Raw genomic sequence first — 16054 nt, forward strand, 5'->3', positions numbered from 1 at the left:
CATGATGTCATTATTTCAATTTGGAAAGAAAAAGAAAGCAGAAACTACTGCATCCGCCAGCTGCTCTGCTGCAGACAATGGGAAAATCTATTCTATCAAAGTATTAGGAACGGGCTGTAAATCCTGCCATGACCAGTATGAAAACACAAAACAAGCCATAAAGAAAATGGGGCTTTCCGTAGAGGTAGAATATATTATCGATATGCAAAAAATCATGGAATATGGCGTGATGAGTATGCCCGCACTTGTTGTCAATAAAAAGGTTGTCTCAACCGGAAAGGTGTTAAAACCAAATGATGTGCTCTCTTTACTTGACAAGTTAAGGGAAAATCAAAGATAAGAAAAGAGCTCTTTGCGAATGGTAGCACCGTTCACATAGAGCTCCTTTTATTCTTTTACTCTCTCTTTTCCCTATCTGCGTTTCTTCCAAACTACAACAACTGCTGCCATAGCCACTGCCATCATTGCTACAGCTGCCATTGGATCTGTGGCATCTCCTGTCTTCGCAGATTTTGCTGCATTGTTTGCATTTGCTTTTGTTGTTGTAGCAGTTGTTCCCAGTGCATTCGCCTGTTTGTCTGCTGTTGCTTTGATAGTATCGTTCTTATCAGCTTTCGCTCCTTCAGATACCGGTATCAGTTTTGCAACTGCATCTTTTAAGTTTTCTTCTGCTGCTGTCACTGCCTTCTGATCTGCATTTTCATCAGCAAATACTTCCTTAGCCCCCGCAAGTGCTGTTCTCATCACGCCAAAACTTTCTGCCTCATATGCATCTTCAGAAAGTGCGGATGCCTCATTGATCAGGCTCTCTAACGCGCTCTTATCTGGTTTCAGTCTTAAGTTCGCCATTGCCTCAAGAAGACCTCTCCATGCCTCATTGACTTCATCCTGCATGGCATCTCCATCTGTCAATGTCTCTCTTGCAGCTGCAAGTGCATCTACAAATGCCTGTTTTCCATCATCCATATAGGAATCCAGTCTTCCTTCAATGTCTGCTGCCAGAGCAACGACTTTTTCAAGGTCTGTTTTATTTCCCTGTTTGAAGGACAGATACTGCATTGCTTTGATCAGGTTCTGCCAGCACGTATCCACATCTGCCTGTGTAATTCCTGCAACACCTGCGTTTACATCTGCAAGCATCTGTTCTGCGTCTGCAAGTGCCTGTTCAAAAGCTGTTTTCACAGAGTCGATCACACCTTCTGTATCTGCGCTCTTTGCAAGTTCGATCGCATATTCCAGAACGTCTGTGGAAAGTTCTACTCTCTCTTCTCCTGGTGTGAATTCAATCCAGTTGTAATTTCCAACGTATGTCTTACCGCTTGTTCTTGTTCCTCTAAGTACAAGGCAGATAGACTGCATACCTGTCAGTTTCTGTGCCTGTGCCGGGTCAATATCTGCTGTCACGGAAACATAATTGCTCCAGTCTCCTGTTTCCGGAGTATTGACAGTCCCAATCACCTCTCCATCTTTGTCACCAAGACGGATTTCCACTCTTGCATCGTCAAAACAATTATATGTACCTGAATATCTGACTGTGATATTCTTCGGCGCTTTGTTTCCAAAATCCACAGCATCAAACTGATACCATGCACCGTCAAATGTAAATCCCATTACAATACCACCATCTGCCGGTTCCGCACTTGTTCCTACTCCAACATCCGGATTTTTCTCCTGTGTATAGGAATTTGCATTTTCAAATTCAATCCGTCCATATCCGTCCACAATTTCTACAAGCGCATCTATCGCGTCAGCCAGCTCATAGTACATTTCTTTCAGTGCATTTTCATCTGTTTCTGTTTCCAAAAGTTCTTCTGCTTTTTTGATCACTGCGTTTAAATATTCCACGGATTCTTTTGTATATGCAGATTCATCTACTGCTTTGGCCTCTTCCACAAGTGTTTCAAGAGCTGTTCTGTCAATGATCACTTCTTTGACTGTGAAGTTGTCCAGAACTCTTCCTCTTTCGATACGTACAATATAATCGTCTTTATCGCCTGTGATAAATGTAAATGTATTATGTCCTGTTTTGATACTTCCTGTAAGCACTTTATCATTTCCATCTGATTCAGACTGTACATATACAGTTCCATCTCCAAGAGTATCAAATTCCATTTCATATTCTGTGTTTGGCATCAAGCGCATTGTAGCAGGGCTCGTGCGCACAGTCACTTCTCCTTGTCCGTTTTCGCCATATAATTTCAAAGACCAATCACCTGAGATTGTGTCGCTTGTATATGGAAGGTGTGTCTCAGAAAGATGCGGTACTCCGTCTGCAGAACGCTCAGGACTGAAAATACCATAGGCTCCCTGTTCTACATATTCAAATGTTTCATTTGCCACATAATCTTCTGATAAATCCGGCTCATTTGTTTTCACAATACGAGTCTCCATAAATGTCACTTTGCCATCTGCATTGTCGCAGGAATTACCGGAAAGTTTTACGACTGCTGTTGTCTCTCCTTCTGGCTGTACAAAATCTACCCACATTCTCTGTACATTTTTTCCTTTTGCATAACTGTCAAAATATTGATTTGTCAGCCCTACCTGTTCCAGATAATTTTCGTATGTCTTTCCATCCGGTGTTTCCACTGTAACACGTGCTGTTTTTCCATTCTCTGCTCCCACGAATGCTGCTACGCGGTATTTCTGTCCAGGAACCAAACCTTCCATGGTCTGAGAAACGGCGCCTTCTTCTGTTCCGCCGATTGTCAGGATTGATACACCATTTCCATCATCATTGAACTGGATATCAGCGTCTCCGCTCTTATTCCAGATGGAGAAATCACGGCTGTTAAATCCAGTATCTTTCATTGGGCTTCCAACGCTCCACTCTGTCTTGTCCGCTTTTGCCTCTCCCGGATAGACCACGTATGGAGTTCTTGCATCTGCATTGATCGTCACCTGCCCGTCCTTCACGTCAATGGTATCTACCAGTTGCTTTCCTGTCTGTGTTGTCTGATACAGATATACATTTTCAAGATTTGTCCAGTTCTCCGGCAATATCCATGTTGTTTCCCCGCCGTCATTGTTCCAATGGTAAATTTTTGCTGCCTCATCCGGATTCTTTGTCTCGCTGTCCTCTGCATACCAAGGGATAAAGATCTTGCCTTGGCCATCTGTGATCTTATTGCCGTCTTTTGTGATCACCCAATTTCCGGAAGTTACATTTCCTTCAAATGTTGCAGAATCATTTGTCTGTTTCAGCACTTCATGGCACATCAGATATTTCTGCGGCAGCTGATTTGTATAGAACTGCTCTACCAGTGAATTGATGTTATTGTTGTGCTGCCAGGACATCATAGATACTGCACGATTATATCCACCCCAGTAAATAGGACTGGAATTATACACATCCTTCTGTGTGTGATAAACAAAGTGGTGAATAGAGCTTGCATCTGTAGCTGTGGAATGTACCCATGAATTAAACCGGTTCATGTCTTTTCCATTTTCTGTTGCAAACTTTTCAGCTCCGTTGCCAAGAAGGTTGCCGATCAGTTTCAGCTGATCCCATCGATTTCCCCACCAGCAGTCTACATATACAAAGTCCAGGTCAGGTGTCTGCTCAAATAATTTGTTCAATCTGTCATCAAATGTGCCGTCCAGCAAGTCTACGTCACGACGGATACACGATGCCTGATCCATCCATGCCCAGCCTGTACGGTTGGAAATCACATGATCATTGTACATTTTTGCCTCTGGATAAGCCTCATACGCATTGATATGAATACCAAAATCAGAATTGATCTTATCTGCTTCTGCAATAGCTACATTCATATCTTCCGCACCGCCTGCACGTTTATTGACGTCCTGATAATCCGCATGTCCGGAATCATGCCCTTCATTTGCATATCCTTTGAAAATCAGATTCTGTCCAAATCCGTCCATATAGTTGGAAAGACGTTTCATGTTGTCCGCAACTTTCAAGAATGGCTGCTGTGCACCACTGGCAAAATTGTAACCAACATGGAAAAACCTGCGAGCTGCATCCTCACTTCCAGGAATCACGCCGTCTGTCAGCTTTTTCAGTACATTTGCCCCATCCTGCCAGTTTACTTCATTGTCTCCATTTGTATCTTCTGTAATCGCAACGCGACAGTACAGATCTTTTTCTTCTGGCTCAGACTCAAACGGCAATACCTTCTCTCCGTCCAGTCCACGGTAAATGAAATCACTGTTCCAGAATCCTGCACTGATATTTCCATCAGGAAGATTAAATGCACGGTATGAAAATTCTTTTCTGTCCACATATACATTGTTAAACATGGCTGCGGAAAGTCCGTTTGCGGAAATGATCGGAATGGTCACAGCCCGATCCGCTGTTGTGGAAATTTTCTTCTCACTGATTGTTTCGTGAATATCACTGAATCCTCCTGCAGTTCCATTGATCCAGCTGGCATCCAGTGACGCTCCTTCCTGGTCGCTGCTTGCAGAAATCAGCGGCTGTCTTGGAAGGCTGATGGAATTTACCGGTTCTCCATTTGGCTCCTCAATGTTTTGGAACAACATTTCCAAAATCTGGTCTTCCTTTACCTGGAATACCACGTCAAATGTCACGCCTGTCTTTTCCGGATCCGGAGTCACATGATATCTTACAGAATTTTCATCCTGTTCTACAATCTGCGCAGTTGCCGGAATATTTACAGTATTAATGGTTACATAATTATAACGAACTCTGGAACCATCCATTTTTTTGCCATTTAATTCATATTCCGCGACACGTGGGAAATCTTCGTCTAAATTGACTTTTAGCCCATCATTTGTTATGGATACTGTCTCTCTCTCCTCGGTTTCTTCTTTCAATGGATTGATTTCACGAAATACGGCCTTTTTCACCAAAATCTCCCCGTCATCTTCCAAATACAGTCCCATATTCCCCATTGTTTCTTTCATCTGGCTGACATCGGAAGTTGTCATCAATTGATCGTCCAGCCAAATTGTGGCAGAATCATTTTCAAACCGTACTTTTAACTTATAGTCTTTTACTCCGTCACGGGATAAGAATGTTGTTCCGTCATTGATAAGCTCTTGTTTATTACCATCGGAATTCAGGAATCCCCACATTTCGCATCCATTTACATTGGCAATTCCCTGCCAGCTGTTTTTCAACGGATCTACTCTGAAAAGACCTCCCATGCCGCCTACACCGTCATCATCAAACAACTCGAATGTGATCTCTATCTCGCCATTTACTGATGCAGGAGCCTGCTCATTGATCAAAACATTTCGGCCCACCATTCTCATGCCATCATCTTCAAGTGTGTATGTACCGTTTCCATCTACGCTCTTCCACATACCAATACCCTGGTCAGGAGTCCAGATATATTCCTTTGCACTATCCGGGTTATATTTCACAACCCATAAGGATGCACTGCTGCCCTTTTCAAAAGAAATCTGCAGCTGGAAATTATCGTTCTGACTGGCAATGTATTCTTTTTTCAAAATAAGCTGGCTGTCTTTCACCTCATAATCGGTACCGGCATTCAATATGTTTTCTCCATTCGCAACAGAAACAATAGAATCTCCGTTTCCAAAACAAACCGGCACGGCTACATCCGTGTTTCCCCATTCTTCTTTGTCAACTTGCTTAACTCCACTTTCCAAAGAAGAATTCACAAGTTCTTTCCTCTCTATGTTGTCTATCTTAATTTTCTTTCCGCCCCTCCAAATACGCAATCCAAAGGAACTTTCTTCCAATCCGATCGGGCTTTCAAAAGAAGTCAGTTTCTCTTCTTTGTCATCCTGAGTGAGATAAACGGTAATATTGTTTTCCAGTGTTTCCATTCTCAGATGATACGTTTTGTTGTATTCAAATCTTGTTCCGAGAAGATTGCTGATCCCCGCATAAGACTCTACTCCATCTCTACGCCCGGTCCTCTCAAGGCCTGCTCCATTTGTAATGGCGAATCCTTCATAATTTTTTCCGCTTGTTGCTCTCGTGGCCAGTGCTGTCGCAATCCAATCACCGTCTTCTGAATCCGTAAAAGTAATATCGTATTCCAGGGAACTATTTTTATAATATGGCTCATCACTGTCATAAACCACCCAGCCCTGAGTTCCGGTATCCCGCGTAATCTTTCCATAATCAATCGTCACACCGTTTCCGTCTTCATCTGCTACGATCCAGCCATCCTGAATCTCTACATTGGTGTCTTCGCTCTGCCTTTGCAGGACCCAGCCGTCCACATCCATGCTCGCCTTGGTTTCACTATAAGCCGAAGACTCTTTTGCCAGGCTTTGCACTGGCAACATCGTAACCGCCATGGTTCCTGCTAAAAACAATGCCATAATTTTTGAGACATGTTTTCTTTTCACACGCTTTTCCTCCTTTTCGTTTTGTGTTTTTTACTGATTTTTCTTGTTTTCCTCGTAATAAATTATACTTTTTTCTTCTCTCTTCCTTTTTCTCCCCTTCCCATTTGATAATTTTAAACTAAGTGGTCTATATTTTTATAATAAAAACATACAGTATCACCAATTTGAATTCAACATCTCATGCACATAAACGTATTATAGTGAACAAAAATCGGATAAAAATATAAATACAATATTTTTATCAAAATATTGGATAATATTTTAGTATTAGTTTCTTTTTTGCTCTCCATTTTGTTTTTGATCTAACAATTTATTTTCATAAAAACAAAGTGGCAACGCCACGGTTTGCCATAACGTTGCCACTATTTATTCTCTATTTCTCTTTTCCCTATCTGCGTTTTTTCCGAACCACAGCCACCGCTGCTATCGCTGCTGCCATCATGGCTGCCGCTGCCATCGGATTTGCCGCATCTCCTGTCTTCGCAGATTTTGCCGCATGGTTTGCGTTTACTGTCGTTGCTGTATCCGCTGTTCCGGCTGCATTCGCCTGTTTGTCCGCTGACTCTTTTACCGTATCGTTCTTGTCAGCTTTCGCTCCCCCAGATACTGGTACCAGTTTTGCAACTGCATCTTTCAGGTTTTCTTCTGCTACTGTCACTGCCATCTGGTCTGCAGTTTCGTCAGCAAATACTTCCTGCGCTTTTGCAAGCGCTGTTCTCATCGCTCCAAAACTTTCTGCCTCATATGCATCTTCAGAAAGTGCGGATGCCTCATTGATCAAAGTCTCTAATGCACTCTTATCCGGTTTCAGTCTCAAGTTCGCCATTGCCTCAAGAAGACCTCTCCATGCCTGGTTTACTTCCTCCTGCATTGCATCTCCATCTGCCAAAGTCTCTCTTGCAGCTGCAAGTGCATCTGTAAATGCCTGTTTTCCGTCGTCCAGGTAGGAATCTAATCTTCCCTCAATATCTGCTGCCAGGGCAACGACTTTTTCAAGGTCTGTTTTATTTCCCTGTTTGAAGGAGAGGTACTGCATTGCTTTGATCAGGTTCTGCCAGCATGTATCCACATCTGCCTGTGTGATTCCTGTAACGCCTGCGTTTACATCTGCAAGCATCTGTTCTGCGTCTGCAAGCGCCTGTTCAAAGGCTGCTTTCACAGAATCAATCACACCTTCTGTGTCTGCACTCTTTGCAAGGTCAATTGCATATTCCAGAACGTCTGTGGAGAGACCTTTTTCTTCAAGTGCCCCCATCGCTTTCTCAAGCGCTGTCTGTGCATTATTGACCTCTTCTTGTGATGCATCACGATTTTCAAATACTTTCTGTGCAGCTTTTACTGCATGTGACAGTGCCATCCAGCTTTCGTTTGTGTAATCTTCTTTGGAAAGATCGGATACCTTTGAGAGCAGTTCATACAGTTTGCTCTTATCCACAATCTTGTTTCCTTCAATCACAGTCAAATCAAGTTCTACCGTTTCAGTATTTCCCAAAGTGTTTTCAAACACAAGTTCTATCTTATGAAGTCCCGCCTCAAGTGAAACAAGATATGCATTTTTAACAGTCAGCATTGTTTCGCTCATAACATAGTTTTGAGCATCAACCTCTTTACCATCCAAAGTGACTCTGCTCAATGTATATGCATTTGGCACAACCGCGATACCAAGATCGTCAGATGATGCTTTGTTTACAACAAAGTGAGCGCCAACGGTCTCAGGACGGAATTTTGTATTCAAAGCATCTTCTTCTATCTGCTCGGCATTCAGAGCCACTCGATAAATCTTCGCTTCATCGATCATACCGCCAAACTCATGGAGCATAGAGCTGCCGCTGTTATAATGACTTCCAATGTTCACCGGATTTGTGACGCTGTCTGGATAAGTATCGAATTTTGCACGGGCAGTTTCTTTTCCGTTGAAATACATTACAAATTCTTTATCTTTAAATGTAATTGCCACATGTGTCCATTCACCGACAGGAACGGTCTGTGAGCTTGTAAGATCCACGCCTCTGGAGCCATCATAAGGTGATGCCCAAAGTTTTTTATCTGTACGAATATGGAACCACATACCAGCAGTAGGGGATCCGCTGACATCATTTCCCATGATCGTCTGAGATTCTGTCGGATTTCCATCCCAGTTGATCCATGCAGAGAATGTCCACTCCGGAGCATCTGTCAACACTTTTCCGGAAATCTGTACGCCGCCGTTTGTATTGAAATCTCCTGCATTTCCATTGAAGCCCTCATTTGCAACACCGACATTTGTCTTGACTCCATTTTCCTGTCCTGTGGAATCATATGCAGCTTCTGCGTCTTCCTCGTCAAACTTAAAGTAACGTGATACAACAGAAAGTTGTACCGGACTCTCTCCTGTACATGCATTCTTTGCAACAGATACATCCTGTACCCCTGTTGCTGTTACAAGGAATGCCTTGTTTATCGGCAATCCGGCAACTGTCAGATTTACTGTTTTTCCGTCTTCCTGCAGCTGTGCCTTGGAAACCTTGGCGCCATCTGACAATGTGTAATTGGAAATGTTTTCTGCAGACTTCTTATCCAGCATTTCGTTAAACACAATCGCAATATGGGTTGTTCCGTCAAGTTTTGCAGAAACAATCTTCGGAGCACTTAAATCTGTTCCGCTGTATCCTTTGACGATTTCACTTCTTTCACTCTCTGTTTTCCCTGCATTCACTGCGGATACCTGATAACTGTATGTCGTGTACTCACTCACATTTGTATCGCGATAGTTTGTTTCTGTAACTGTGGCGATCAATTTATCGTCACGATAAACATTGTATGCACTTACGCCTGTATCCTCATCCACGGCCTCTTCCCAGGACAAATCCATTCCTCCATCTTTTGCATTTACTGTCAAACCTCCCGGAACAGACGGCGCTGTCGGATCATTCACTGTGTACACTTTAAAGTTATCCAGTACTTTATTGGAACCATCTGCAATGCGGACAATATAATCTGTTTTGTCTCCTGTCACAAATGTATACGTATTATGTCCCTCTTCAAATGTATCTGTCAGAGGTTTATCTGCACTATTTGACTCAGATTCTACCGTAACATTTCCATAACCTAAAGCATCAAATTCCATACTGTATTCTGTATTTGGCTCCAGGCGCATGGTTGCCGGATATGTACGCATATTAGCGCTGCCTGAACCGTACATTTTCAGTGACCATTCTCCATTGATGTTGATCGCGTCATCTGTATACTCTGTGTAATGGGAAAGATGATATCCACCATCTCCGCCTCCTTCTGGAGTAAAGATACCGGTTCCGCCCTGTTCTACATATTCAAATGTTTCATTTGCCACATATCCTTCCGGAAGATCCGGTTCTGCTGTCTTCACAAGACGGCTTTCCATAAATGTTGCCTGACCATTATTATTCTCACATGCATCTGCCAAGAATGTGATTTTTGCTGTTGTCTCGCCTTCTGGCTGTACAAAGTCTACCCATACACGTTCCACACGTTTTCCCTGTGCATAGGTGTCAAAACAGTTATTTCCTCTGACAATCTGATCCACATAATTCATATGCGTCTCTCCATCAGGAGTCTCAACTGTAATGCGGGCTGTCTTTCCATTCTCAGATCCTGCCCATACTACGGCACGGTACTTCTGACCAGGAATCAGTCCTTCCATTGTCTGAGAAACAGCACCTTCTTCTGTTCCTCCCATTGTCAAAATAGATACTCCATTGCTGTCATCATTGAACTGAATGTCAGCATCTCCTGATTTTTCCCAGATGGAGAAGTCACGGCTGTTAAAGGAACCGTCTTCAAGTGGGCTGCCCTCACTCCATTTAGTTGTATCCGGCTCTGCCTCGCCCGGATAAACAACATACGGTGTCTGCGCATCTGCGTGGATGGTCACCTGTCCGTCCACAACTTCGATCGTATCTACCAGTTCTTTTCCTGTCTGTGTTGTCTTATAAAGATATACATTGCTTAAATTTGACCAGTTTTCCGGAAGTGTCCATGTAGTATCTCCGCCCTGATCATTCCAGTGGTAGATCTTCGCTGCTTCATCCGGATTTCTTGTCTCGCTGTCCTCATCAAACCAAGGGATGAAAATTTTACCCTGTCCATCAGTCAGAAGGTTTCCATCTTTTCTGATCTGGTAATTGGAAGATGTCACATTTCCTTCAAAATAACCTGTGCTGCCGTCATCTTTCAAAAGTTCATGGCACATCAGATATTTCTGAGGAAGCTGATTTGTATAAAACTGTTTTACGATCGGAGTGATATTGTTTCTGTGCTGCCATGACATGAAAGACTCTGCACGCGCATATCCGCCCCAGTAAATCGGGCTGGATGCGCTTCCGTAAACATCTTTTTGTGTATGGTAAACAAAATGATGCATGGAGTTTGCATTGATCTCCGGCCAGTGAACCCAGCTATTATAACGGTTAAAGTCATTCTGGTTTTCCGTACCGATCATCGCGCCATTGGAAATCAGATTGTTTGCCAGTCTTGTCTCACACCAGCGGTCATCTGTATAAGTATCCACATACACAAAATCAATGCCAGGCGCTTTCTCAAACATAGAATTTAAACGCTCATCCATGGTGCGCTGTCCTTCGGCTGTGTTCAAAATATCCACTTCACGTCTGATATTCTTGGACTGATCCATCCATGCCCATGCATTGTTGTTTGAAATTACATGGTCATTGTACATTTCTGCCTCAGGATAAGCTTCCGTATGATTGATATGAATACCGAATGTGGCATTGATATCCTTGATGGCCTCTGTCATCGCGTTCAAATCTTCTGCTCCGCCGGCACGTTTATTGATATCATCATAATCTGCGTGTCCGGAGTCATGACCTTCATTCGCATATCCTTTCAGGATCAGAATCTGATCAAAACCATCGATCAGGTTGGACATACGTTTCAGGTTGTCCCCTACTTTGATAAAAGGCTGCTGAGCCTCACTTACAAAATTGTAACCAACTTCAAAGAAACTGCGGGCAGCATCTTCACCGCCAGGAATTCTGTCCCCTACCAGATTTTTCAGAGCATTTGCTCCATCCTGCCAGTCCATAGTTCCATCCGCATTGGTATCCTCTGTGAGAATGATCTGGCAATACAGATCTTCTTCCTCTGGCTCTGATGCGATTGGGAAGAGTTTCTCTCCATCCAGACCGCGGTACATAAATTCATTGTTCCAGAATCCTGCTGACACACTGCCGTCCCCAAGATCAAATGCTCTGAAACGGAACTCCTGGATATTGAGCAATACGTTGTTTGCCATGGATGCAGAAAGCTCATCTGTAGTGATCACCGGAATTGTTGCCACTCCGTCTGCTGTCTTGGAAATTTTCTTTTCACCGATATTGTAATGGAAGTCAGAAAGCTGGGAATTATGGAAGGCTCCCATAGCTTCTGTAAAGCCTGATGCATCCAGCCTTGCTCCACTCTGATTGCTGTTTGCAGAGATCAAAGGCTGATTTGGCAATCCAATGGAATATACCAGTTCATCTTTAGGCTCTTCAATGTTTTTAATGTGCATATCCAAAATATGATTATGCAAAACTGTAAATACAACATCAAATTTTACACCGCAGCCTTCCGGTTCCACTGTATAAGTAATGGAATCATCACTTTCTTTTGCAATTGTTGCTGTTGCAGGATAATCTACAGAGTTGATCGTCACATAGTTGTACTTGAACTCTGCTCCATTCATTTTCTTTCCGTTCAGGTCATATTCCTTTACTCTTGGGAAATCATCTGCCAGAGTAACGTTCATACCGTCTTTTGCAATGATCTTATCTCCACTGTCATCTGTTTCAGCCATAAACGGAAGTACATTGCGGAATACCACTTTCTTTACTACAATGTCACATTTAGAGCCTGTGAGCAGTCCCATTTTTCCCATGGTGTCTTTTACCTGGGAGACACTTCCTGTGTACATAAACTGGTCATCCAGCCACATGGACAATGTCTGCCCCTGAAAACGAAGTTTCAGTTTTGTGTCCGCCTCGCCATCGCGGGAAAGCAAGAAAGAGCCGTCCCCATGGAAACCTGTTCTGTTTCCATCACTGTTGTGATAATACCAGCGAGACAGAACATAATCATCGTCCTTCATCACACCCTGCCATGTTCCATCTTCTTTTGCTCCAAAGAGAAATCCTATATAATTGTTATCTGTAAGCTGGTCAAATGTCATCTCAATCTCGCCGTTCATCACAGAAGGAGATGCTGTATTCATAAGCTTTGTCTCCCCTTTAATGTGCAGCCCGTCCTCTTCCAGAGTATATGTACCATTTCCTGCGATTTTGTTCCATTCATCAAGTCCCTGTTCTGGTGTCCAGATATGTTCCTTGATGGCCGTATCCAGTTTGGTTACCTGGAACCTGTCTTCACTTCCCTTTACAAAAAGAATATTAAGCGCAAAACTGTCTGCCTGTTTTTCGATGTATTCTTTTTTCAGAGTAATTTCACTTCCATCAATCGTGTAATCTGTGCCTTTTATCAATTCCTGATCACCGTTTTTCACAGTATCCACAGCATCGTCTTTGCCAAAAGAAACAGGGATCACTACATCTTCTTTTCCCCAGTCATCAGATTTGATGATTTCCTCTTTTTTATCCAGTTTGGAAGAAATATACTCACTACGCTTGATATTTTCAAAATGCACGGTCTTTACATCACTCTGTGTCCAGATGCGGAATCCGTATTTACCTTCTGTAATCTCACTTCTTGTCTCAAAAGAAGTCAAAAGTTTGTCTCCCACATAAACAGACATTGTATTTCCGGCAGTCACCATCTTCATATGGTAGGTCTGGTCAACCTCAAAAGACATGCCAAGATTGTTGTCTACTCCCGGCCAGCCCTCCTGTCCATTTATCTGGTAACTGTGCTGCAGCTGAACGTTTTCGCCAACGGCAAAACCGTCACAGTTCTTCCCACTCTGGAAACGCGGGAAAAAAGCAACCTGATACTTATTTGCCTGTCCGCCTGTCACGGTAACATCAAACTCCAGGATACTGTCCTGATAGATATTTGCAGCATTATCGTACACAACAACATTGCCGCCAATGTCCTGATAGATCTTACCATAATCTACAAGAACTCCATCTCCTGTCTCATCAGGAGTCATCCACCCATCCTGAATCGTCAGGTCAGTGTCTGAACCAAAGTTTTGCATTTTCCAATCAGCCACAGTCTCATTATGAGCAATGGCTTTGTCCTTTTCTACCGCCAATGTCTGTACCGGCAGCATGCCTGCACACATTGTCAGAACCAGCAGGAATGCAAGAACTTTTTCGAACAATTTTTTTTGTCTTTGTTTCATTCTCATACATTTCCTCTCCTTTTCCCGATTTTTTAATCCCCTGTTTTGTTAACCTCCCCATCAGGCACCTCCTTTTTAGTTTCTTGGTCTAGGACCCCATCCTAGTCTTAAGAGCAGTATACTCTTTGCCTTTTTTCCCGTCCATGCACATTTTTTATGCATTATTGAACTATTTGGTTTTATTTGTTATTTTTTTCACTTTCATCATGTAATACAGTCTAAATATTTTATATTTTCGTCCTATTTTTTATACATATTGTCCTTTTATATTTTTCTTCTCTTGCTTTTGCTTTTTCAATATTGTATATTTTTTTCTAGCAAAATAGTCTGATCAGACTATATTTAAAAATAGCTATTTTATCGTTTTGTAAAAACTTATTTTTAAAAATACAGTCTCAGGCATCGTGTCTTTTCTTACCTTTATGCATGCTTGATGAAAGGAGGCATTATGTACAAAGTTTTGATTGTGGACGATGAAAAAAAAGTACGTATTTCCCTGAAAACTATGATCCGATGGGAAAATGAAGGATTTTGCGCCGACTATTCGGCAAAAGACGGTATTGATGCACTCCAAATGGTCCAAAAATGTCATCCGCATTTAATCATTGTGGACATCATCATGCCGAATATGAACGGGATCGAATTTATCAAAACAGTGAGAAATATCGGTTATAAGGGAGAGATTCTTATTCTCAGCGATTCCCAGAATTTTCTTTACGCTGTTGAAGGACTGCGTAATCATGTGTGTGACTATATTGTAAAAACAGACATTACACCGACGCTCCTCTCCCAGTGTCTTTCCAGAATCAAATACAGGCTGGACAGTCGTTTTGCTCTGTCATCCAAAAAAGAAAACCTGTTTCCAACAGCAGATGACCTTACGATCCTGTCAGATACTTTGAACGATCCAGCTCACGCTGCAGAACACTTACTGTCAAAACCTTATTTTATGCTTGACATATTTCTTGTCATGGACTCTGGCATTTCATCTTCTGAGTTCAGCAACCTCACCCAGACATTGTGGAAACTTGTATCTGAATATGCAAAAGGTTCTGAATGTCATATTCTGCACTCTACTGCTGCATCTGTTTTTATCATCATTCCGCAGCAGTCTGCTAATTTAGATACTGCAAAATCTGTTGTTGCAATTACAGAATCACTGCAAACACATTTTCGTTTTTATTCCAATGCCAACTGTGGATTTCTTCTTTCTCCGGTATTCCGCAGCAGTAAGCAGTTTGCAAACCTGCTTTTAAGTATCCCGCAGGCTGAAAAGCAGATTTTGTATCATAATTGGGGGGAAATTGTGAAATGGGAGGAGCATACACACTATCACGATCAGGCAATCGATACAAAAAAGACAATCCAGGCACTTAGAAAAGCCATGGATGAAGGAAATTTTTATGCATGCAAATCCATCTTTTCAAAAAAAGTCTTGCAGTTGAAAACCCAACAATATCTGCCGGCCAATACCATCCACTTTATGGAACAGGTCTTTTCATTCGTGTTGCTTCACAACACAATCCTGCTGGCTGAATCGCATGAACTGGCGGATAAAATTAAAGATGAATTTTATCATTCACACACATTGAAACAATATATCCGATGTTTCAACCAACTAATGGATTTTCTTTCCTCAAAACCAGCAAAAATATCAGGATTATCTGTCCGAAAAGAAATTTTGGAAATTGAAGACTATATCCATTCAAATATAGACAAAAAAATTACTTTGTCTATGATAGCGGAGCATATCAATATGAGTACTAACTACACAAGCCGTCTATTTAAGACTGAGACCGGAATAAATCTTATGAGCCATATTAATCAGTCAAAAATACATCGTTCACTCTTTTTATTGGAAAACCCAAATATATCGGTGCACGATATCTCCTTTGCACTTGGCTTTGAAGAAGTACCATATTTTAATCGATTGTTTCAGAAATTTTGTAAAATCAGTCCCACAGCATACCGGAAACAGATTCTGGCTACTGTACAGGAATAGCAATTTCAAACTTTTATTGCCATAATAAAAATCTCTCCATTGGAATGTTTCATATGATTCCAATGGAGAGATTTTATATGGCAAAAAAACTTTAAGAAATAATAAAAAAGCCTGTAAAATACAGACTTTTTAAAAGGCGCAGACCGGATTTGAACCGGTGGATACTGGTGTTGCAGACCATTGCCTTACCACTTGGCTACTGCGCCATCCAATGACTCCTACGGGAATCGAACCCGTGTTACCGCCGTGAAAGGGCGATGTCTTAACCGCTTGACCAAGGAGCCTCATTAAATTGTCATTTACGGGCATACTGTCCGAGCTCCCCCTGTTGGACTCGAACCAACGACAACTCGGTTAACAGCCGAGTGCTCTACCGACTGAGCTAAGGAGGATCATTCCTTCCTCGAAGGTTCATGCACCTTCAAAAC

Annotated in this window: 4 protein-coding genes and 3 tRNA genes; 2 read left to right on the top strand and 5 right to left on the bottom strand. The window is 42.3% G+C overall.

Translation table 11 applies throughout. From position 1 onward, the window contains the following. The first annotated feature begins 1 nt into the window (after position 1). Positions 2 to 340: a thioredoxin family protein gene (locus B5F18_RS11345; RefSeq protein ID WP_330394173.1), complete on the top strand. Its 339-nt coding sequence runs from the start codon at positions 2 to 4 to the stop codon at positions 338 to 340. Between the two features lie 71 nt (positions 341 to 411). Here B5F18_RS11345 and B5F18_RS11350 read toward each other — a convergent pair whose 3' ends face one another. Continuing rightward, the gene (locus B5F18_RS11350; RefSeq protein WP_087157770.1) at positions 412 to 6312 is read right to left on the bottom strand and encodes an endo-alpha-N-acetylgalactosaminidase family protein; all 5901 of its coding nucleotides are present in this window, start codon (positions 6310 to 6312) and stop codon (positions 412 to 414) included. A gap of 388 nt (positions 6313 to 6700) precedes the next feature. Then, positions 6701 to 13630, bottom strand: a complete 6930-nt coding sequence (locus B5F18_RS11355) for an endo-alpha-N-acetylgalactosaminidase family protein (RefSeq protein ID WP_087157771.1) — start codon at positions 13628 to 13630, stop codon at positions 6701 to 6703. 442 nt (positions 13631 to 14072) lie between these two features. Here B5F18_RS11355 and B5F18_RS11360 point away from each other — a divergent pair, with 442 nt between their 5' ends. Further along, positions 14073 to 15626, top strand: coding sequence for a response regulator (locus B5F18_RS11360; RefSeq protein ID WP_162607590.1), 1554 nt, complete (start codon positions 14073 to 14075; stop codon positions 15624 to 15626). A 134-nt stretch (positions 15627 to 15760) separates the two neighbouring features. Here the strand turns inward: B5F18_RS11360 and B5F18_RS11365 are convergent. From B5F18_RS11365 to B5F18_RS11375, 3 genes are all read right to left on the bottom strand, one after another. Further along, positions 15761 to 15832 (bottom strand) — tRNA-Cys (locus tag B5F18_RS11365). Between the two features lie 6 nt (positions 15833 to 15838). After that, a tRNA-Glu gene (locus B5F18_RS11370) sits at positions 15839 to 15910 on the bottom strand. A 35-nt stretch (positions 15911 to 15945) separates the two neighbouring features. Further along, a tRNA-Asn gene (locus B5F18_RS11375) sits at positions 15946 to 16018 on the bottom strand. Positions 16019 to 16054 lie beyond the last annotated feature (36 nt).

Origin of the sequence: Lachnoclostridium sp. An181, assembly GCF_002160325.1 — a bacterium.
Classification (GTDB): Bacteria; Bacillota; Clostridia; order Lachnospirales; family Lachnospiraceae; genus An181.